This is a genomic window from Methylobacterium planeticum (assembly GCF_008806345.1).
Lineage (GTDB): Bacteria > Pseudomonadota > Alphaproteobacteria > Rhizobiales > Beijerinckiaceae > Methylobacterium > Methylobacterium planeticum.
In genome coordinates, this window is sequence record NZ_VZZJ01000010.1 from 113,918 (window position 1) to 134,914 (window position 20,997).

General features: G+C 69.2%; 20 protein-coding genes. 14 read left to right on the plus strand and 6 right to left on the minus strand.

Annotated elements, in window-relative coordinates; genetic code table 11:
* The first annotated feature begins 193 nt into the window (after positions 1-193).
* From gyrA to F6X51_RS13770, 7 genes are all read left to right on the plus strand, one after another.
* Positions 194-2,941: a DNA gyrase subunit A gene (gyrA, locus tag F6X51_RS13745; RefSeq protein ID WP_150964226.1), complete on the plus strand. Its 2,748-nt coding sequence runs from the start codon at positions 194-196 to the stop codon at positions 2,939-2,941.
* Positions 2,942-3,240: 299 nt separating this feature from the next.
* Positions 3,241-3,411: a hypothetical protein gene (locus F6X51_RS27920; protein ID WP_191970118.1), complete on the plus strand. Its 171-nt coding sequence runs from the start codon at positions 3,241-3,243 to the stop codon at positions 3,409-3,411.
* An 81-nt stretch (positions 3,412-3,492) separates the two neighbouring features.
* Entirely contained in the window at positions 3,493-4,551 is a 1,059-nt protein-coding gene (locus F6X51_RS13750; RefSeq protein WP_150964227.1) for a zinc-binding metallopeptidase family protein, read from the plus strand.
* Between the two features lie 88 nt (positions 4,552-4,639).
* The gene (gene coaD, locus F6X51_RS13755; RefSeq protein WP_150964228.1) at positions 4,640-5,137 is read left to right on the plus strand and encodes a pantetheine-phosphate adenylyltransferase; all 498 of its coding nucleotides are present in this window, start codon (positions 4,640-4,642) and stop codon (positions 5,135-5,137) included.
* 47 nt (positions 5,138-5,184) lie between these two features.
* On the plus strand, positions 5,185-5,736 hold the full coding sequence (locus F6X51_RS13760; RefSeq protein WP_150964229.1) for a peptidylprolyl isomerase: 552 nt from the start codon (positions 5,185-5,187) through the stop codon (positions 5,734-5,736).
* Positions 5,737-5,791: 55 nt separating this feature from the next.
* Positions 5,792-6,262, plus strand: a complete 471-nt coding sequence (locus tag F6X51_RS13765; RefSeq protein WP_246696791.1) for a hypothetical protein — start codon at positions 5,792-5,794, stop codon at positions 6,260-6,262.
* Positions 6,263-6,274: 12 nt separating this feature from the next.
* A complete protein-coding gene (locus F6X51_RS13770) occupies positions 6,275-6,733 on the plus strand; it encodes a peptidylprolyl isomerase (protein WP_150964230.1) in 459 nt (152 codons plus the stop codon).
* A gap of 85 nt (positions 6,734-6,818) precedes the next feature.
* Here the strand turns inward: F6X51_RS13770 and mobA are convergent, their stop codons facing one another.
* Both mobA and F6X51_RS13780 read right to left on the minus strand, forming a co-directional pair.
* The gene (gene mobA, locus F6X51_RS13775; RefSeq protein ID WP_281407643.1) at positions 6,819-7,436 is read right to left on the minus strand and encodes a molybdenum cofactor guanylyltransferase MobA; all 618 of its coding nucleotides are present in this window, start codon (positions 7,434-7,436) and stop codon (positions 6,819-6,821) included.
* 4 nt (positions 7,437-7,440) lie between these two features.
* Positions 7,441-8,574, minus strand: a complete 1,134-nt coding sequence (locus F6X51_RS13780; RefSeq protein ID WP_150964231.1) for an Mrp/NBP35 family ATP-binding protein — start codon at positions 8,572-8,574, stop codon at positions 7,441-7,443.
* A 272-nt stretch (positions 8,575-8,846) separates the two neighbouring features.
* Here F6X51_RS13780 and F6X51_RS13785 point away from each other — a divergent pair, with 272 nt between their 5' ends.
* From F6X51_RS13785 to F6X51_RS13815, 7 genes are all read left to right on the plus strand, one after another.
* Entirely contained in the window at positions 8,847-9,350 is a 504-nt protein-coding gene (locus F6X51_RS13785) for a pyridoxamine 5'-phosphate oxidase family protein (protein WP_150964232.1), read from the plus strand.
* A 151-nt stretch (positions 9,351-9,501) separates the two neighbouring features.
* Positions 9,502-10,794 (plus strand): nicotinate phosphoribosyltransferase, encoded by a 1,293-nt coding sequence (gene pncB, locus F6X51_RS13790; protein WP_150964233.1) that lies wholly within the window; start codon positions 9,502-9,504, stop codon positions 10,792-10,794.
* A 184-nt stretch (positions 10,795-10,978) separates the two neighbouring features.
* Positions 10,979-13,057 carry an AI-2E family transporter gene (locus tag F6X51_RS13795; protein WP_150964234.1) on the plus strand — a complete coding sequence of 693 codons (2,079 nt, stop codon included), beginning with the start codon at positions 10,979-10,981 and terminating at the stop codon, positions 13,055-13,057.
* Positions 13,057-13,845, plus strand: a complete 789-nt coding sequence (hisN, locus tag F6X51_RS13800; protein ID WP_150964235.1) for a histidinol-phosphatase — start codon at positions 13,057-13,059, stop codon at positions 13,843-13,845. Before F6X51_RS13795 ends, hisN begins: the two co-directional genes overlap by 1 nt.
* 125 nt (positions 13,846-13,970) lie before the next feature.
* The gene (locus F6X51_RS13805; protein ID WP_150964236.1) at positions 13,971-15,161 is read left to right on the plus strand and encodes a hypothetical protein; all 1,191 of its coding nucleotides are present in this window, start codon (positions 13,971-13,973) and stop codon (positions 15,159-15,161) included.
* A gap of 87 nt (positions 15,162-15,248) precedes the next feature.
* A complete protein-coding gene (locus tag F6X51_RS13810) occupies positions 15,249-16,697 on the plus strand; it encodes a YcjX family GTP-binding protein (RefSeq protein WP_150964237.1) in 1,449 nt (482 codons plus the stop codon).
* Between the two features lie 34 nt (positions 16,698-16,731).
* A complete protein-coding gene (locus F6X51_RS13815; protein ID WP_150964238.1) occupies positions 16,732-17,763 on the plus strand; it encodes a YcjF family protein in 1,032 nt (343 codons plus the stop codon).
* Between the two features lie 8 nt (positions 17,764-17,771).
* On the opposite strand, the gene F6X51_RS13820 is transcribed toward F6X51_RS13815, so the two are convergent.
* The 4 genes from F6X51_RS13820 to F6X51_RS13835 form a co-directional block, all read right to left on the minus strand.
* Positions 17,772-18,029, minus strand: coding sequence for a hypothetical protein (locus F6X51_RS13820; RefSeq protein ID WP_150964239.1), 258 nt, complete (start codon positions 18,027-18,029; stop codon positions 17,772-17,774).
* A gap of 132 nt (positions 18,030-18,161) precedes the next feature.
* A complete protein-coding gene (locus F6X51_RS13825; RefSeq protein ID WP_150964240.1) occupies positions 18,162-18,713 on the minus strand; it encodes an RBBP9/YdeN family alpha/beta hydrolase in 552 nt (183 codons plus the stop codon).
* Between the two features lie 96 nt (positions 18,714-18,809).
* The gene (locus F6X51_RS13830) at positions 18,810-19,916 is read right to left on the minus strand and encodes an apurinic/apyrimidinic endonuclease family protein (RefSeq protein WP_150964241.1); all 1,107 of its coding nucleotides are present in this window, start codon (positions 19,914-19,916) and stop codon (positions 18,810-18,812) included.
* A 140-nt stretch (positions 19,917-20,056) separates the two neighbouring features.
* Positions 20,057-20,959, minus strand: a complete 903-nt coding sequence (locus tag F6X51_RS13835) for a hypothetical protein (RefSeq protein WP_191970119.1) — start codon at positions 20,957-20,959, stop codon at positions 20,057-20,059.
* Between the last annotated feature and the right edge of the window lie 38 nt (positions 20,960-20,997).

The following is a 20,997-nucleotide window of genomic DNA, read 5'->3' on the forward strand; positions in this document are numbered from 1 at the left end:
GTCGAGGGCCGCGAATTGATCGGCCGCGGCACCCGAAGGCGGCTTGCGTGAGGGGCTCGTGATGATTAATTAACCAACTGATATCATTCGTATTCCCGATGGCCGGAATGCGCACCGGGACGAGTGTGCTGGCGGCGCGTCACGGCTCTGGCATGCGGCTCTGACCTCAGGGTTCGCGAGACGGAACAAGATCTTGGCAGAAAAGAACGATCAAGGTGCGGGCGCACCGCCGCCCGCGACCGACATCAAGCCCGTTTCCATCACCGACGAGATGCGCCGCTCCTACCTCGATTACGCCATGAGCGTGATCGTCAGCCGGGCGCTGCCGGATGCGCGCGACGGCCTGAAGCCCGTGCATCGGCGCATTCTGTTTGCGGCCTACGAGTCGGGCCATCTGCCTGACCGCAAATACGTCAAATCCGCCCGCATCGTCGGTGACGTGATCGGTCTCTACCATCCCCACGGCGATCAATCGATCTACGACGCCTTGGTGCGCATGGCGCAGGACTTCTCGATGCGCCTGATGCTCATCGACGGGCAGGGCAATTTCGGCTCCGTCGACGGCGATCCGGCGGCCGCGATGCGGTACACCGAATCGCGCCTCGCACGGCCCGCCACGGCGCTGCTGACCGATATCGACAAGAACACCGTCGATTTCGGCCCGAACTACGACGAGTCCCGCGAGGAGCCGTCCGTCCTCCCGGCCCGCTTTCCGAACCTGCTCGTCAACGGTGCCGGCGGCATCGCGGTCGGCATGGCGACGAACATTCCGCCTCACAACCTCGGCGAGTTGATCGATGCCTGCATCGCGCTCATCGACGATCCTGCGATCACGATTGAGGGCCTCAACGAGATCGTCCCGGGTCCGGATTTCCCGACCGGCGGTGCGATCCTGGGCCGGGTCGGCACGCGCCAAGCCTACGCCACGGGCCGTGGCTCCATCATCATGCGGGCGAAGTCCCACGTCGAGGAGCTGCGCAAGGAGCGCGAGGCTCTGATCTTCACCGAGATCCCGTATCAGGTGAACAAGGCCACGCTGATCGAGAAGATCGCCGAACTCGTGAAGGAGAAGCGCGTCGAGGGCATCTCCGACCTGCGCGACGAATCCGACCGCGACGGCATGCGCATCGTGGTCGAGATCAAGCGCGACGCGATGGCCGATGTCGTCCTGAACCAGCTGTACCGCTACACGCCCCTGCAGACCTCGTTTGGCTGCAACATGGTGGCGCTGAATGGCGGGCGCCCGGAACTGATGAACCTGAAGGACCTGCTTCAGGCCTTCGTCGATTTCCGCGAGGAAGTCGTCTCCCGGCGCACCAAATTCCTGCTCGGAAAGGCCCGCGAGCGTGCCCACGTCCTGTGCGGCCTCGCGATCGCGGTCGCCAATATCGACGAGGTGATCCGCCTGATCCGAACCTCGCCGGACCCGAATACGGCCCGGGAGGCCCTGATGGCGCGCGACTGGCCGGCGCACGACATCGCGCCCCTGATCGCCCTCGTGGACGACCCGCGCCACCGCGTGGCGGATGACGGGACCTATCGCCTCTCCGAGGTGCAGGCGCGTGCCATCCTCGACCTGCGCCTCCAACGGCTGACCGCCCTCGGCCGCGACGAGATCGGCGATGAGCTGAAGAAGCTCGCTGCGGAGATCGCGGACTATCTCGATATCCTGCGGTCGCGCACGCGCATCCAGGGCATCGTCAAGAGCGAGCTCGTCGAGGTCCGCGAACTCTTCGCCACCCCGCGCCGGACCGAGATCCTCGACTACGACTCGAGCGTCGAGGACGAGGATCTGATCCAGCGCGAGGACATGGTCGTGACCGTGTCCCATGCCGGCTACGTCAAGCGCGTGCCGCTCTCGACCTACCGGTCGCAGCGGCGCGGCGGCAAGGGGCGATCCGGCATGTCCACGCGGGACGAGGATTTCGTCACGCGCCTGTTCGTGGCGAACACCCACACGCCCGTCCTGTTCTTCTCGAGCCAGGGCCAGGTCTACAAGGAGAAGGTCTGGCGCCTGCCAGTCGCGGCTCCGAACGCCCGCGGCAAGGCCCTCGTCAACATCCTGCAGCTACAGGCGGAGGGCGAGCGCGTCACCACCATTATGCCGCTGCCTGAGGACGAGACCTCCTGGGACGAACTCGACGTGATGTTCGCGACGGCGTCCGGCAGCGTCCGGCGCAACAAGCTCTCGGACTTCGTGCAGGTGAACCGCAACGGTAAGATCGCGATGAAGCTCGATCCGGGCGATCACATCGTCCATGTCGAGATCTGCAAGCCGATCCAGGACGTCCTGCTGACCACGGCCAACGGCCAGTGCATCCGCTTCCCCGTCGAAGATGTCCGCGTCTTCAAGGGCCGGGATTCGACGGGCGTCCGCGGGATCAACCTCGGCACGGGTGACCGGGTCATCTCGATGACGATCCTCAATCACTTCGAAGCCAGTCCGGAGGAGCGCCAAGCCTATATCCGGCGCGCCAACGCCGATCGGCGCGCCACCGGCGAGGCCGTCGAATTGCCGACCGTTCCCGATGCCGAGGGCGATGAGGCGGCCGCCTCGATCGACCTCGACCAGGATCGCTACATCAGCATGGGCGCCGCGGAGCAGTTCGTCCTGACCCTTTCCGAGCGCGGCTACGGCAAGCGGACGTCCTCCTTCGAGTACCGGGTCTCGGGGCGTGGCGGGAAGGGCATCAAGGCGATGGAGGTGAATGCCCGCAACGGCAGCCTCGTCGCGTCCTTCCCGGTCGAGCCCGCCGACCAGATCATGCTGGTCACGAATGGCGGCCAGCTCATTCGCGTCCCGGTGGACGACATCCGGGTCGTCGGGCGCGCCTCTCAGGGCGTCACGGTGTTCAACACGGCGAAGGATGAGCGCGTCGTCTCCGTGGAACATATCGAGGGCGAGGGCGACGACGAGCCGGAAGACGAGCCGGCGGCCTGAAGGTCAGCCAATCTTCAGCGATATTCAAAGCGGGCGCCCGATGGGCGCCCATTTTCGTTTGGTGCCCACGGATGTGCCCCGCTCAAACTTTGAGCAGCCTCGGCCGGCTCAGACCGGCTTTCGTCAAATCTTCCTCCATGATTTGCCGTTATTGCACCGTTTATGCACTCAGCCGTCCCGGCCTGATCAGACCGCAACTGCGGCTCGTCTCTCCCACGTTCTTCTCGAGGTCACAGCCCGTGTACTTCCAAGTCAGTGCGACCCATGCGGCTCGTTCCGTTGCGTTTCAGCGGACCTCGATGACGGAGGCGCTCGACAAGGCGCTGGCTCTCCTCGGAAGCGGCCTCGCCGACGTGACGATCACGCGCCCTTGCGGTGCCCGCCACACCCCCTCGGAATTCCTGGCTGCCTATCTGTCGGCTCAGAACGTTCGACCGACGCCGGCCCCCGGCCACCCCCTCGCGGCCTGACAGCGCGGACGTCCAGCCGGAACTCTCGCCAACGCGCGCCACTTCCAGAAGAAACGGAGGTGATCGCGAGGTTCTCGGACGATGAAGCTGTTCCGGTGTCAGTTCTGCGCCAACATCCTGTACTTTGAGAACCGGGCCTGCGAGCGTTGCGGCCACCGCCTGGCTTATCTTCCGGAAACCGGCACGCTCTCAGCGCTCGAACCTGCCGGCAACGGGGTCTGGGCGCCCTTGGCCGTTCCGGATCGCCCGAGCCGCTTCTGCGCCAACGCTGCTCACGACGCCTGCAACTGGCTCGTGCCGCCGGGATCATCGGATCCATTCTGTCTCGCCTGCCGTCACAACGGCACGATTCCGGATGTCAGCGATCTCCCGTCCCTATTCGCATGGCAGCAGATGGAATTCGCCAAGCACCGGCTGTTCTACACGCTCTTGCGCTGGACCCTGCCACTCAAGACACGCACGGAAGATCCCCAGCACGGGCTGATCTTCAACTTCCTCGCCGATCCGCCCGCGAGCGGGCCCAAGGTGATGACCGGGCACGACGACGGCGTGATCACGATCGCCCTCGTGGAGGCCAACGATGCGGAGCGCGAGAAGCGACGCTCAGCCATGGGCGAGCCCTACCGGACGCTGATCGGGCACTTCCGGCACGAGGTCGGCCATCATTACTGGGACATCCTGGTGCGGGACCAGGGCAGGCTCGAAGCCTGCCGAGCCGTGTTCGGCGATGACACGCAGAGCTACACGGTGGCGCTCGAGCGCCACTACGCGCAGGGCGCCCCGCCCGATTGGCGCGAGCATTACGTATCGTCCTACGCCACGATGCACCCCTGGGAGGATTTCGCCGAGACCTGGGCGCATTACCTCCACATCATCGACACCCTGGAGATGGCGAGCGCCTTCGGTCTCCAGGTGCAGCCGGCGGTCGACACGCAGGGTGAGATCTCGGCCCGGATCGACTTCGATCCCTATGCGGCGCAGGGGATCCGACAGATCATCGACGCTTGGCTGCCCTTCGTCTTCGCGATCAACAGCGTCAACCGCGCGATGGGCATCAGCGACCTCTATCCCTTCGTGCTGGCGCCCGAAGTGGTGGGCAAGCTCGGCTTCATCCACGACTTGGTGCATGGCCGGGCCTGACGCCGCTTCGACCGGAACGGTGCGGAGCGGCGTCAGGCCCGGCGTCGGCGGTTCCGTTGACGGACGAAATGCTCTACGCCGACCGGCGATGATCCGAACCGCCCTCTACGCCGGCTCCTTCGACCCGGTTACCAATGGTCACCTCGACGTCGTGCGCCAGGCGTGCCGCCTGGTACCGAACCTCGTGATCGCGATCGGCGTCCATCCGGGCAAGGCGCCGCTCTTCACCGCCGAGGAGCGCGCCGACCTCCTGCGCGAGACCTGCGCGCCGCTCGCGGCCGTGGAAGGCACCAGCCTCGAGATCGCGACCTTCGACGACCTTGCGGTCAGCGCGGCACGCCGGTTCGGCGCGACCCTGTTCATCCGGGGTCTGCGCGACGGTACAGACCTCGACTACGAGATGCAGCTCGCCGGCATGAACGCCGCGATGGCGCCGGAGGTGCAGACGGTCTTCCTGCCGGCCTCGATCCAAGTCCGGCCGATCACCGCCACGCTCGTGCGCCAGATCGCCGCCATGGGCGGCGATGTCGCGCCGTTCGTGCCGCCGAGCGTCGCAGATCGGCTCGCTGCCCGTTTCAAACCCTGATCCGGTGTGGCAGGACTGCGCCCGCCCTTGAAGGAGAACCCTCGCTGATGAATCGTCGGAATGCCGTCCTCGTGCTCGCGCTCACCGTCGCGCTCGGGCTCTCCTCCGCGGCCCGGGCGGCGGATGAAAACACCATCTACCTCGACACGAAGGACGGACGCGTCACGATCGAGCTGCGGCCCGATCTTGCGCCAAAGCACGTCAAGCAGCTCAGGACCCTCATCAGTCAGGGCTTCTACAACGGCCTGAAGTTCCACCGCGTCATGGACGGCTTCATGGCCCAGACCGGTGACCCGAACGGCAACGGCACGGGCGGATCGAGCCTGCCCAACATCCCGGCCGAGTTCTCGTCCTCGCAGTTCCGCCGGGGCACCCTCGGCATGGCCCGTTCCTCCGATCCGAACTCGGCCAACTCGCAGTTCTTCATCTGCCTCGGCGACGCGCCCTTCCTCAACGGGCAGTATACGGTGATCGGCCTTGTCTCGAGCGGCATGGATGTCGTCGACAAGATCAAGAAGGCAGCGCCCGGCGCGCCGGGCGGCGCCGTCCAGAACCCGGACAAGATCGTCAAGATGCAGCTCGCCGAGAAGGCGAAGTAGCGTGCGGCGGGGCATGCCCGGCCTCGCTGACTGATGCGGCTGGGCGCGGCGTGTCGTGATCGTGCGCAAAGCCGCCCTGGCCTTTGTCCTGACCGCACTCGGGCTTCCGCATTCCGGGGCCGCGCAAAGCGAGGAGCCGCTTCAGCCGCCCCTCAGCCTTCCGCAGACCCTGCGGGGTACGGTCGTTGTCCCGCTGTCCGAGAGACCGGCGGTTGCGGCCGATACCCTCCCGGAGCTTTTCCTGGTGCTCGTCGCCTGTTGGACGGCACCGACGGGATTGGAGAGACTGGAGGACGTCCAGATCACGGCGCGGATGTCGCTGCGCCAGGACGGGACACTGGTCGGGCCGCCCCGCATCACCTTCGCGGCGGGGGCGCCAACAGCCGGCAGCCGCAACCTTCTGGTGCGCGTGACACTTGGCGCAATCCGGCGCTGCATGCCGGCACACATCACCCCCGCCCTCGGGCGGGCGATCGCGGGGCGCCCCTTGGCGCTGCGTTTCATCTATCGGGGACCTGACCGGTAAAGGAGTAAGAGAATGGCCGACAACGAGACCATCGTACTGGAGACCACCAAGGGCCGCGTCGTCATCGCGCTGCGCCCCGACCTCGCGCCGAACCATGTCGAGCGCATCAAGACCCTGACGGAGCAGGGCTTCTACGACGGCGTGCCCTTCCACCGGGTCATCGACGGCTTCATGGCTCAGACCGGCGATCCGACCGGAACGGGGTCGGGCGGCTCGGACCTCCCTGACCTGAACGCCGAGTTCAACAGTGAGCCGCACGTGCGCGGCACCTGCTCGATGGCCCGCACGAACTTCCCCCACTCGGCGAACTCGCAGTTCTTCATCTGCTTCGGCGATGCCCGCTTCCTCGACAAGCAGTACACGGTCTGGGGCAAGGTCGTCGAAGGGATGGACATCGTCGATACGATCAAGCGCGGCGAGCCGGTCCGCGATCCCGACAAGATCGTCAAGGCGACGGTCGCGGCCGCGTAACGTTCCACGCCGTCGATGGTGATCGAAGGGCTCGCGCAGGTCTGCGCGAGCCCTTCGCGCATCTCAGAGAGGCCATGCCCGGCCTCTACGGGACTCCGATCCGCGCAAGAAGCGCTTCGGCAACGCCGATATCCTCCGGCGTGTTCACGTTGAGGAATGGATCGACGGGCTCGATCGGCCATTCCGCCGCAGCGGCACCGTGGCGGGCGAGGTAGGCGCCGACACGGCGCTCGTCGCGCTCGACCAGCGCCGTCCGGAGATCGGCACGGAGCGAGACGGCCCAGAGGGCGGTCGTGAAATGCTGGCGTCCGCCCGAGGCCGAGACGGCGATCGGGGCTCCCGATTGCGTTCGGACAGCATCGAGGCGCGCGACGAGATCGCCCGGCAGGAAGGGCGCATCGCCCGACACGCTGGCGACTTGGTGGACATCGGGGTTTCGCTCGGCCGCGTGGTCGAGTGCGGCGAGAATGCCGGCGAGGGGGCCGGGATTGCCCGGGATCCCGTCCGGCACGATCGTCAGGTCGTGCGGGAACCGGGCGGGATCGCCGTTCGCATTCAGGATGAGCCCCGCGTCGCATTGCGGCGCGAAGCGGCCGATCACGCGATCGAGGAGGGTGCGACCTGCGAGCATCCGCAGCGGCTTGTCGCCTCCCCCCATCCGGCGGGCCAACCCACCCGCGAGGATCACCCCAACGGTGGTCACGGCATCACTCGATCACGATCGTCGGCGCGGTGCGGCCGCTCGGGGCTCCCGAGAGGTTTTTCCAGAGGGTTCGGGCGATCTCGCGATAGACCTGCGCCTGCTGTCCCTCGGGATCCGTCGCCACGACGGGGCGACCCGAATCCGAGGTTTCCCGGATCGTCATGTTGAGCGGGACCTCGCCCAGGAACGGCACGCCGAGGCGCTCCGCCTCCGCGCGTGCCCCCCCATGTCCGAAAATGTGCGAGGCCTGCCCGCAATGGGGGCAGATGAAGGTCGCCATGTTCTCGATCACGCCGAGGATCGGAACCGCGACCTTGCGGAACATGGTCACGCCGCGGCGCGCGTCGATGAGCGCGAGATCCTGGGGCGTGGAGACGATGACCGCACCCGACAGGGGCGTCGCCTGCGCCATGGTGAGCTGCGCGTCGCCTGTGCCGGGCGGCATGTCCACCAGAAGAACGTCGAGTTCGCCCCAGGCGACTTCGCGCAGCATCTGGGTGATGGCCGACTGGACCATCGGCCCTCGCCAGATCATCGCGGATTCCGGCTCGATCAGGAAGCCGATCGACATCACCTTGAGGCCGTAGCCCTGCATCGGCTCGAGGGTTCGTCCCTCGATGACCCGCGGCTTGCCGGAGAGGCCGAACAGCTTCGGCACGGAAGGCCCATAGATGTCCGCGTCGAGAAGCCCGACCTTCAGCCCTTGGGCCAGGAGCGCCAGCGCGAGATTGCACGCCGTCGTCGATTTACCGACGCCGCCCTTGCCCGAGGCGACCGCAACGATGTGGCGCACGCCGGGCAGCGCCGGGCCGGGACCGGGTGCGGCTCCGCGTGGCGGCGCGGCGGGCCGCGCAGTCTGCGGCGCGGGCTGCTGCGGCACGTTGGGTCCCCGTTCGGAGGTCAGGCTCGCGAAGACGCCCGACACCCCGGGCATCGCCAGGACGGCACCCTCGGCACGCCGCCGAACCGGCTCGAAGCGCTCCGCCTCGCTCGGATCGACGAGGATCGAGAACATGACGCGGTTCGTCGGATCCACCACCACCTGCGAGAGGCGGCCCGACCCCGGCAGCGTGGTGCCGCCGGCATCCACCGTGATGGTCGCGAGCGCCCGGAGCACGTCTTCTCGGGTGATGGCCAAGGGCAAACTCCTGATCTTCCGAGGGGGCGGTCTGACACCCTGCGCCTGCCCGCCGTCGCTCGCAAACCCTGTAACCCGCCTTCCCTGCGCCGCGCCAGAGCCGACGCCCGCGCCCCGACGTGCCGGAGGGATCACCGGCCGGGCCCCGCTGCCGCGAAACCATCGCGGGGCTTGTCCGTTGTCGAGACGATCTTCGGGCCCCCGGCGGCCGGAGCGCAAACCGGCGCTCCGCCGATCCGGGCGCCTGCCAGACGAGTTGGAGACTTTTTTCCATGCACCAGGGCAACCATCGCGACCATGAGGGCGCGAAGAAGCTGTTCGAACTGATCAAGGACGTGAAGGTGGCGATGATGACCACCGCAGATCCCGACGGGAAGCTCTACAGCCGCCCGATGTGGTGCCAGGACGCCGATGAGAACGGCGACCTGTGGTTCTTCACCAAGCTGCACTCACCGAAGACCGCTGAGATCAGCAAGGACAACCAAGTCAACCTCGCCTACTCCGATCCGTCGAGCCAGACCTACGTCTCGGTCGCCGGCAAGGCCGAGATTGTGACCGATCAGGCGACGATCAATGACAAGTGGAGCGAGGCCCTCAAGACGTGGTTCCCGAACGGCAAGGAGGACCCGGAGGTCGCACTCCTGCGCGTCCATCCCGAGAAGGGCGAGTACTGGGACAGCCCGAATTCGACGATGCTGCACATCTACGGGTACGTGAAGGCTGCGGTGACCGGCGAGAGCCCAAAGACCGAGACCAAGAAGGTCAATCTCGCCTGAACCGTTCGACGGCGACGAGGCCTTGTCACGTTGGGGGGCGCCTCCGAGGGGCGCCCCCTTCTTTGCAGGGCAGAGCCGATCCCGGCCGACTTGACCGCAGGGCTGCCGCACCGTTCAACGGGAAAACGGCCGCAGGCGGGACTGCCAGACGATGATCGACCTCGCGACCCGGGTGTACAACCACACCTGGAAGATCGACCCGATCGTTCGGTCGCTGCTCGACACTGATTTCTACAAACTGTTGATGGCGCAGACGATTTTTCGTCGCCATCGCGACACCAGCGTCACCTTCGGCATCCAGAACCGAACGCGGCGCGTGCGTATCGCCGACTTCGTCGATGTCGGCGAGCTGCGTGAGCAACTCGACCACGCCCGCTCCCTGCGCCTGACACGCGGAGAATCCACTTGGCTCCGCGGCAACACGTTCTACGGCAAGCGCCAGATGTTCTCGGCCGAGTTCATGGATTGGCTCGAGGGTTTCCGGTTGCCCGAATACGAGCTGGAGGTGCGTGACGGACAATACGCCCTGACCTTCCACGGCCCGTGGATCGAGACGACCATGTGGGAGGTTCCGGCGCTCGCGATCCTCAACGAGCTGCGCTCGCGCGGTGTCCTGCGCGACATGGGCAAGTTCGACCTGCAGATGCTCTATGCCCGCGCCATGACGCGCGTATGGGAGAAAATCGAGCGCCTCAAGGCCTTGCCCGATCTCTCGATCGCGGATTTCGGCACGCGCCGCCGCCACAGCTTCCTGTGGCAGGATTGGTGCGTCGAGGCGATGAGCGCAGGACTCGGCGCGCGGTTCCTGGGCACCTCGAATTGCCTGATCGCCCTGCGTCGGGAGGTCGAGGCGGTCGGCACCAACGCCCACGAGTTGCCGATGGTCTACGCGGCGATGGCGGAAGACGACGCCGCGCTGGCTCAAGCGCCCTACGATGTCCTGCGGGACTGGCAGCAGGATTACGCGGGAAATTTGCTGGTCGTGCTTCCCGATACCTACGGGACGACGGGATTCCTCGCCGATGCGCCCGATTGGTTGACCGCCTGGACCGGCATTCGCATCGATTCGAAGAACCCGATCGCGGGTGGCGAGGAAGTGATCGCCTGGTGGCAGGCGCGCGGGTGCGACCCGACGACGAAGCTCGCGATCTTCTCCGACGGCCTCGACATCGACACGATCGAGCAGATCCACGCCCATTTCCACGGCCGCCTGCGCATCGGCTACGGCTGGGGCACGCTCCTGACCAACGACTTCCGGGGACTGGGCCAGGACGGCCGCCTCGACCCGATCTCGATCGTCTGCAAGGTGATCGAGGCGAATGGGCGCCCGGCAGTGAAGATCTCCGACAACCCCACCAAGGCGATCGGACCGGAGGCGGAGATCGCCCGATACCAGCGCGTCTTCGGCACAGGCGGGCAGGTGGTCACCCCGGTCGTCGTGTGAGGCTCTGCGCGCGTACCGCACGGTGCGTCATACGCGACGCATCTCCCTCGGATCCGCGATCACGGATCCGTGACAATCCTGGCGATCGGCAAGGATCGTTTGGCCGACGACGCCGTTCCTCAGGCGGCGACGCCCAGCCGAGGAACGGCACCGTCGCCCGCGTAGCGTTCGAGACGGGATCGGAATGGCCAGAGACACGAGTTCGGAGGTATCCCTCGTCCCGCCGCGCCCGACACGCATAGCCGCCGCCGAGGTTCCGAAAGCGGCGCTCGCCTCGCCGATCGTCGTCGGGGCGGCCATCGTGGCGATCCTGTATTTCGGGCGCGAGATCTTCATCCCCATCGCGATCGCGGTCCTGCTGTCCTTCGTGCTGGGGCCGATCGTGAACCTCCTGCGGCGGCTCAGGCTCCCGCGGATCGTCGCGGTCGGCATCGCGGTAGCGGCGACCCTCGGCATCGTCGCGGCGCTAGCGACCCTGATCGGCGTGCAACTCGCAGACCTCGCGCAGGACGTGCCCCGCTACCGCACCACCATCGAGCGCAAGGTTGAGGGCTTGCGCGACAGCCCGGTCGGTCAGGCCACCAGCTACGTCGCCAATATCGGTCGCGCGATCCATCAGGCCGGCAACAGCAACGAGGACAGCGCGGTCAAGGCCCCGCCGGCCTCTGCTGCGCCGGAACCCAAGCCCGTCATCGTCGAGATGAAGGACCGCCCGCCCGGGCCGATCGAGATGGCCGGCACCGTGCTGTCACCGGTGCTTCATCCCCTCGCCATCACGGGTATCGTCTTCGTGGTGCTCCTCTTCATCCTGATGCAGCGTGAGGATCTGCGCGACCGGATGATCCGGCTTGCCGGATCGAGCGACCTTCACCGGACGACGCTCGCGATGGATGACGCTGCCCGGCGCCTGAGCCGCTACTTCCTCGTCCAACTCGCGTTGAATGCCTGTTTCGGCCTCGTCGTCGGGGTCGGGCTCTACCTGATCGGCGTTCCGAACCCCGTCCTCTGGGGCATCTTCTCGGCGCTGATGCGCTTCGTGCCCTATGCGGGCGCCTTCCTCTCCGCCGTGTTTCCCCTGGCGCTCGCCGCTGCGGTCGATCCCGGCTGGGGCATGGTGATCGCCACCGCGATCCTATTCCTGATCCTCGAACCGCTTGTCGGGCAGATCGTCGAGCCCATGCTCTACGGACACTCGACGGGCCTCTCGCCCTTCGCGGTGCTGGTGTCGGCCCTGTTCTGGACGTGGTTGTGGGGACCGATCGGGCTCTTGCTCTCGACCCCGCTCACCGTCTGCCTCGTCGTGCTCGGGCGCCATGTCGACAGGCTCGAATTCCTCGACGTGCTCTTCGGCGACCAGCCGGCTCTGACGCCGGTCGAGAATTTCTATCAGCGCATCCTCGCCGACGATCCCGAGGAGGTGCAGGAGCACGCCGACCTCATCCTGCAGGAATGCTCGCTCTCGACCTACTATGACGAGGTCGTGATGAAGGGCCTGGAGCTCGCCGCGCGTGATGCGGCGCGGGGCGTGCTCACAGCCGAGCAGAAGACCGACATTCGGGCCTCCCTGGCGGGGTTGATCGAGGAACTCGCCGAGCACGCCGACGAGAGCACGCCGCGGGCCGATGCGGAGCCGAACCGGCTCATGCTCAGCCGGGCGGGCGTGGACCCGGCCTGCGGGCGCGAGCCCGTTGTGCCCGGCGCGCCTTCACCGGACGCGGTTCCGCAGCCGTGGCGGCAGGAGGGCGCCGTGCTCTGCGTTTCCGGCCGCGGCTTCGTCGATGGCGCCGCCGCAGCGATCCTCGCGCAACTCCTGGCCAAGCGGGGGATCGGAACACGGGTCGTTACCTTCTCGGAGCTGTCCCGGAGCAGGATCGCGACGTTCGATCCGGGCCCCGCCCTCATGGCCTGCATCGTCTCGCTCGCCGTGAGCGGGGAACCGACGCATCTCCGGCGTCTCGTCCATCGACTGAAGCGGCGGATACCACGGGCGCGGATCGCGGTGGGCCTTTGGCGTGCCGACGACGAGATCCCGGCCGATTCCGCGCAGCAGGCGACGATGGGGGCTGACGCCCATGTTACCTCGCTGCGTGCGGCGGTCGAAGGAGTGCTGGCCGCCCTCCGTGATGCCGCTTCCCCCACGGCACCGGAGGCATCCGAGACCGGACGCGGGGCCGTGATGGCCGGCGCAGAAGGGCTTGACGCCGCGCCCGCGAACTCGCTTCGTCACATCGATCCGGATCCCGCCGAACAGGGTGTCAGCTGATGAGCGTCGTCGATCTCGCGCGGTTCATGGACGAACTCGCCACCGAATCGGGACAGGCGATCCTGCCGTTCTTCCGCGCGCATTTCGGCCTGGACGACAAGGCTCACGACGGCGCGGCCTTCGACCCGGTCACCGAGGCTGACCGGGCGGCGGAGGTCGTTTTGCGCAACATGATCCGTCAGGCCTTCCCGACGCACGGCATCCTGGGGGAGGAATTCGGCTCGGAGCGGCTGGATGCCGAGTGCGTCTGGGTCCTCGACCCGATCGACGGCACCCGCGCCTTCATCGCGGGATTGCCGACATGGGGCACCCTCATCGGCCTGACGAAGGGTGGTGTGGCCGTCCGCGGGATGATGCACCAGCCGTTCCTCGACGAGCGCTTCTCGGGGGACGGGGCGAGCGCGCGGCTGCGCAGCCCGCGCGGCGAGCGGGTCCTGCGCACGCGCCGCTGCGAGGCCGTCGCCGACGCCATCCTGGCCACCACCGACCCGCGCCTGTTCGAGGAGGGTGAGGAGCGGGATCGCTTCCAATCCGTCCAGTCCGCGGTGCGGATGGCGCGATACGGCACGGATTGTTACGCCTATTGCATGCTGGCGGCCGGCCAGATCGACCTCGTGGTCGAGGCAGGCCTGAAGCCCTACGACATCGTCGCGCTCATTCCGATCGTCGAGGGCGCCGGGGGCGTCGTGACGGCCTGGGACGGCGGTCCCGCGACGCAGGGTGGCCGCGTCGTCGCGGCGGGCGATCCGCGTCTGCATGAGGCGGTCCTCAGACAGCTCAATCCTTGAGGACGGCTCAGCGCGGGTCGAGGCGGTCGCCGCGTGAGGCCGGTCCCGGGGCGCGACGGGAATTGAACCGGAAACCATCACGGTTCGTTGCCTGAGACCCGACAAGCTTTGCCGATGCGGATTCCGTGCTCCTGACCGCACTCCTCGCCCTGACGACGCTGCTGCCGCGGATCGATGTGGGGCTCGAGACACTGCGCGCCACCGTGAGAACGGCCCCGACCGTCCTCGCGACGGCCACGGTCGCGCCCACCATGCCCCGGTTCGCCCCGGAGGCGCGGGCCGTCACCAACTGGCGCGAGGAGGCCGGGGATGCGCTTCGGCCGGCCTCGCTCGCGCTGGTTGCTCGCTACTCAACCACCGATCCGCAGTTCGTCGCCCGCTGCGTGAAGCTCAACAACTACTGGTGCATAAAGCGCGCAGGATGGTCCGGCGAGATCGGAGCCGACGCGGAGGGTCATACGGGCTTTGCCAGTGCGGCCGATGGCGCCGATGCGGCCGCCCAGCTGCTACGCCGCTACTACCGCGACTACGGACGCAAGACCGCCCTGACGATCGTTCGCCGCTGGGCCCCGGCCTCCTGCGGCCTCCCGAACCCGATCCTCGCGAGGGGGTCGGCGAGCCGTGGGCCGGCGGTCTCGACGGCGATCGCGCCGCGGGGTCTCGGGCGGACGCTGCGTGCCCGCTTCCTCGCACGCCACGGGCGCGGCGGGGTGTCGCGAAGCCTCGCATTCGCGCGCGTCCGGACACCGGCGGTGCCCCGGACCGAGCTTCGGATCCAGCCCTGGTCTCCCCTCGCGCGGATGGCGGGCCAGCCCCGGCGGCGGGTGGCGCAGGCTCCGCTCCCCGCCTTGCGGCCGGTCCCCGATATCGCTGGACCGCCGACATCGTCCAGCTCCGGCCGTTCCGTGCCCGGAACCGCAAGGGTAAGCGGCGCGGCCGATCCGAGCGCGCTGCTCGCACGGCCGAGCCTTGCGCCGGATCGGCTGGTTGCCGAATCCGCGGCGCTTCCCGCGATCGCAGCGGGCCTGCCGCTCCTCGACTTGCGGCTCCCGGCTCCCCTCTGCGGGGGTGACGAGGTGCGGATCGCCAACTACGCCGCCCGCATCGCCCTCAGCGTCGGGCTCAAGCCGGGCGACGACCTTCGGCTCTTCTCGGCCGAAGGCACACCGACCCCGAACCTCGCACCCGTGATGCTCGCCATGTCGGGCGTCGAACTCGGTACCCTCCGGGCCGGCCCGGACCTCGTCGAGGCCGCGGTCGCACGGCTCGGCGCGGGCTCCGAGCGCGCATCCGCGACGGCGCAGGCGAGCCCCTAGGGCGCGAGGCTTGTCCGGAGAGCCTTGCAGCCGCCGCTTCCGCGCGCCACCTCAGCGCGGCCCCTGTCCCACCCGTCGAGTCTCGCCTTGCCGCCCCTGCACAGTTTCGCCGCGCGCGCCGGATTGGCGGTCAAAGCCTTCGCCGAGGCGTCGAGCGACCTCCTGATCCAGCCGACTCTCCGGCTCGGCGTCACCGGACTGGCGCGCTCCGGCAAGACGGTCTTCACCACGGCCCTGATCCACCACCTGATCGAGGCCCATGCGCTCCCGGCCTTCGCACCCGCCCAGGAAGGGCGCCTGCGCCGCGCCCGCCTCGTGCCGCAGCCCGACGACGACGTGCCGCGCTTCCCCTACGAGGATCACATCGCCGCGCTGGCGCAGGACCGGCGCTGGCCCCGCTCCACCGACCGGATCAGCCAGTTCCGCCTCGCGATCGAGTACGAGCGTGCCGGCGCGTGGCGCTCAGGTCCGGCGACCCTGATGCTCGACGTGGTCGATTATCCGGGCGAGTGGCTGCTCGACCTGGCCCTGATCGAGCAGAGCTACACCGCGTGGTCCCGCGCCACCATCGCCGGCACGCGGCGCGCGGGCCGCGCGGAGATCGCGGCTCCCTGGCTCGCCATGTTGGCGGGGCTGGATCCGGCTGCGCCTCTCGACGAGCCCCTGGCCGAGCGGGCGAGCCAGGCGTTCAAGGCCTATCTCGGCGCCCTGCGGGCCGGGCCGGAATCCGTGGCGACGACGCCGCCGGGGCGTTTCCTGATGCCCGGCGACCTCGCGGGCTCGCCCGCGCTCACCTTCGCGCCCCTCGACAACCTGCCGGAAGCCCTGGCTCCGGACAGCTTGGCCGGCCTGATGGAGCGGCGCTTCGAAGCCTACAAGTCCAAGGTGGTCGAGCCCTTCTTCCGCGACCATTTCCAGCGCGTCGATCGGCAGATCGTCCTCGTCGACGTCCTCGCCGCGGTCGATGCCGGGCCGGCGGCGCTGGCCGAGCTGGAGGAAGCCCTGGATTCGGTGCTGCTAAGCCTCAATATCGGCCGCAACACCTTGCTGTCGCGCCTGTTCGCGCCGCGGGCGGATCGCATCCTCTTCGCGGCCACGAAGGCCGATCACCTGCACCAGACCAGCCACGACAGGCTCGATGCCCTGCTGCGCCTCCTCGTCTCGCGGGCGATGCGCCGGACGGAGGCCGCGGGCGCGCGCGTCGGCACCGTGGCGCTGGCCTCCGTCCGGGCCACCCGCGAGACCACCGTTCACGAGGGCGCGGCGAGCTTCCGGGCCGTTTCCGGCACGCCTGAGGCCGGCGAACGCGTGGGCGACGAGATCTTCGACGGCGTGAGCGAGGCGGCGGTGTTTCCGGGCGAGCTGCCGGCGAGGCCAGAGGCGGTGCTCGAGGGCGCGGTCGCGCCGGGCTCCCTGCGCTTCCCGCGCTTCCGGCCTCCGCTGATCAGGCCCGATGCGCTCGGCCGGCCCGGCCACCTGCCGCAGATCCGGCTCGACCGGGCGATGCAGTTCCTGATCGGCGACAGGCTCGCCTGATGCACGCACCCTTCCGAGTGTCGACGGTGACCCCATGAGCTCTTCCCAGCGCCCCCGCGCGTTCCGGATTCCGACGGCCGACCCCACCGCCGGCAAGGGCGTCGCGTCCGATCCTGCGCCATCGAGCCAGGTGCGGATCGTCGAGGAGCCGTTCGAGATCCTGGAGGCCGCCGACGGCACGCCGGTTCCGGTCGCCCCGAAGAGCCGGGCGCCGTGGCTGTCGCTGCTGCTCCTGGCTCTCGGCGGTCTGGTGTCCCTCGCGGTCGGGCTCTCGGTGGAGCGCCTGATCGCGGACCTGTTCCAGGCCGCCCCCTGGCTCGGCGGCGTGGCGCTGGCCCTCCTGGCGCTCGCGGCGGTCGCGTTCCTGGCCATCGTCGGGCGCGAACTCGGGGGACTCTGGCGCGAGCGCCGGATCGAGCGGCTGCGCGCGTCGGCGGTCGCGGCGATCAGCACCCGCGACCATACGGCGGCGCAGGCGGTGGTGCGCGACCTCACGGCCTTCTACGCCGACCGCGGCGCACTGGCGGAGGGGCGTAAGCGCCTGGAAGCCTTGGGCGATTCGATCCTCGACGTCGACGACCGCATCGGCCTCGCCGAGCACGAATTGCTGGCTCCCCTCGACCGGCAGGCGCGCAACGCCATCGCGACGGCGGCCAAGCAGGTCTCCGCCGTGACGGCCCTCAGCCCGCGCGCCATCGTGGATGTCGCCTTCGTGGTGTTCTCGGCCGTGCGGCTCCTGCGCCGGATCGCCCAGATCTACGGCGGCCGGCCGGGTTTCCTCGGCTTCCTGCGCCTGGCCCGGGCCGCCTTCGCGCATCTGACCGTGACGGGGGGGATGGCGGTCGGCGAGAGCATGATGCAGCAGGTGCTCGGGCTCGGCATCGCGGCCCGGGTCTCGGCCAAGCTCGGGGAGGGAGTCCTCAACGGCCTGATGACGGCCCGGTTCGGCCTGGCGGCGCTCGCGGTCTGCCGGCCGCTGCCCTTCACCCGCGAGGCGCCGCCGCGCCTGTCGGACGTGGCGGGGGAGCTGCTGCGCCCGGCCGGGAGCGAGCGCGAGAAGGAGTAGCCGCGGGTCTATTCGCCCGAGGCGAGCTTGCGATCGGGCGCCGGCGCGGCGGTCGCGTTCCGGCGATTCGCGATGCGGCTGAACATGTTACCGGTGTAGTCGGCGACCTTCGGCTTCTCGCCGGCGGTGAGCTGCGCCTCGAAGATCTCGATCCGCTTCAGGAGAGCCGCATCGTTGAAGATCGAGCTGTTGAACGACGTGCTGGCGCGCGGGCCGAGGGCCGTTTGCACCGCCTCGAGTCTGGTCAGAAGCTCTTTTCTCGTCACGATGAATCTCCTGCGAGCGATGACCGCCCTCGTCGCGTCCCATCCAGACCCATCCTGGTAAACGAGGGGTTAACGGGGCTCCGTTTCGGCGCCCGTGCCCTGAGCCGCGCCGGAAGAGACCTGGGCCAAGCCTCAGAGATTCCTGAGGAATCCCGCAAGCCGCATCAACCCCTCCGGCCAGGGCCCGTGGCCGCTCGCGACGTTGATGTGGCCCGATTCCCCGGCATCGACGAGGAGCGAGCCCCAGGCATAGGCGAAATCCTCCGCGCGCTCGTAGCGGCAATAGGGGTCGCTTCGGCTGGCCACCAGCAGCGACGGGAAGGGCAGGGGCTCGCGCGGCAGGGGCGCGAAGGCCCTGACGGCGGCGGGCAGGTCCGGGGTCTCCTCGACGTCGGGGAGCGCCACGAGCAGGGCGCCGCGCACCGTGCCGGGGGGAAAATCGCTGACGGCTTCGACACTTGCTACGACCCCGAGGCTGTGCGCGATCAGGATGACGGGGCGCGTGGCGCCCGCGACCGCCTCGACGATGCGGGCGCGCCAGGCCGCCGGCTCGGGGGCGTGCCAGTCGTCCTGCTCGACGAGGCGGGCGGTGCCGAGGCGGCTCGCCCAGCGGGCCTGCCAGTGCTCCGCCTCGGAGCCGGCGAGGCCCGGGATGATCAGGATGTCGCAATCGGCTGTCTTCATGGCTGCCTGCGATAACGGCTCGGGGCAGGGGCGTCGAGGTTCCGCGGATGGAACTTATCATGAACGATTCCGCGGATTCGCCCCGCGGGCGCCCGTTCACTCCGCCGCGAGGGCGATCCCCCTTCCGGATGCCCCGATCTGGCTCGCGATCCCGACCGAGGCGAGGTTCTTCGACTTGGCCTCGATCTCGAAATCGGCCCAGGCGAGGTGGCGGGCGACCAGGGCGTTGAGGGCCCGGTTCCACATCAGGTCGGAATGGGCCGCGAGGTCGCGCCAGGAATGGCCCTCCGCCCGGAGCTTGGCGAAATCCGGGAGCGCGTCGGGATCGTGGCCGGGCAGGACCGCCTCGCGGGAGACGCTGACATGCGCGACCGGGCGGACGCCGCGCCAGGATCTGCGGATGCGGGCGATGCGGGGATCCTCCGGCTCGAGGTACCGGCCGCCGCTCTCGACCCAGTGGTGGTGGAGGTCGAGGACCACCGGGACGAGGTCGGCGAGCGCCAGGACCGCGTCGAGGCCGAAGGCATTCTCGTCGTTCTCGACGGTGACGAGGTTGCGGGCCACCGCGCTGACCCGGGGCAGGGTCTCGCGCCAGCCCGCGACGCCGGGGTCGCGGGCCCCGACATGGATGTTGATGTGGGCGCCGTGCGGGTGCCAGCCGGTGCCGTAGCCCATCAGGTCCATCAGCTCCGCGTGGTAGTCGAGGTCCTCGATGCCGTTCCGGAGGGCCGCGGGGTTGCGTGAGGCGAGGATGCAGAACGGGCCGGGATGCAGGCTGAGGCGCACGCCGAGCGCGCGGGCCCGGGCGCCGGCCTCGGCGAGGCCGGTCTCCACCGCCCGGCGCAGGTCGGCCTGCGCGTAGAGGGGCCGGATCGCCGGGTGGGTGTAGGCGGGCAGGATCGAACTCGCCATGCGCAGGAGCCGCTCCAGGGGCGGGCGCGCCCCCACCCACTCGATCTGGCGGCGCAGGGCCACGAGGTTGTGGCTCACGGTCTCGGCGAGCTTCACCTGCGCGGCGGCCGGGGCGAGCCTCTGCAGGTAGGCGATCGTCACGCTGGTGACGTTCATGGAAAGGGCCGCCTCGCGGGCCGCCTTCAGGGTCTTGTGGGTACCGGGCGGCTCGTCCGGGATGAACTTGCAGCAGAAGCCGAGGCGCGGGGTGTCGGCGGGCGCGGCGCCGGGGGTGATGGGGCTGTCGGTCATGGTGCGACAACGCCGAAGCGGCGGTTTCGACGCACGGACCCGGCCCGCACATCATCGGTCCGGCGACGCCCGCAAGCCCGAACGAAGATGGGCGGCGCGAAGGCGCCGCCCGTGTCGGGACCTTGCCGGTGGGCCGCGGCTCAGAGCCGGTGCGCGGTCCGGTCGCTGCCCTGGTAGCCGCCGGCGGGCTCGCCCTGGACGCCGGCGCGCTGGGCGGCGGCATTGAGGTTGTCCGGGTCGAGGGCGCTCTCCACGAACTCGCGGCCGCGGCTCGTGACGTCGCGGGCGTAGCGCAGGCCCTGGTCGCGCAGCTCGTCCGCGTAGGGGCCGAGGTTGCGGTCCTCCTGGCGGGTGCGCGGCAGCAGCGCCCCGAGGAGGAGGCCCGCCGCCACGCCGACGACGCCGACGAGGAGCGGGTTCTCGGTGACGAACTGCTCCACCGCGGTGCGGCCCTGGTGCAGCTGGTCGCGGCCGCGGCTCGCCACGTCCTCGACCCGGCGGCGATGGGTCCGGCCCATGTCCGAGACCCAGGTGCGGGCGTCGTCGTAGACGTCCGCGGCGCGCTCGCGGGCGTCCTGCGCCGCGCCCTTGACGCTGTCGGCGAGGTCGGCGGCGCGGCCCTGGGCCTGGCCGGCGAGGTCCGAGGCCCTGTCGCGGGCCTGGCCCGCGAGATCCGTGGCCTTGTCGCGGGCCTGGTCGGCGAGGCCGGAGGCCTTGTCGGCCGCCTGGGAAGCGGCCTGGGACGCCGCGTCCTGCGCCTGGCGGGTGGCGCCGGAGAGGGTATGGTCGAAGCTCGCCGTGCGGGCATGCGGGTCGGTGTTGCCGGCGCCGAGCGGGTCGTGCACGCCGGCCGGGTCCGGCCTCAGGCTGAAATCCTGCGGCTTGGCGTGGGGGTCGAGGCTGCCCGGCGGCGGGCGGTCGGTGCCGCCGGCGCCCACCGCGTGGAGCGAGCCGGCGGCGGAGCCGCTCGGCAGGCCGGAGGCGGCGGCGATTTCGTCCGGGAGGGTGCGGCCCGGCGGGTTCGGCTTGATCGGGTCACTCATCGGTTGCTCCTCGTATCGGTCTGGATGGCCCGTCCGGG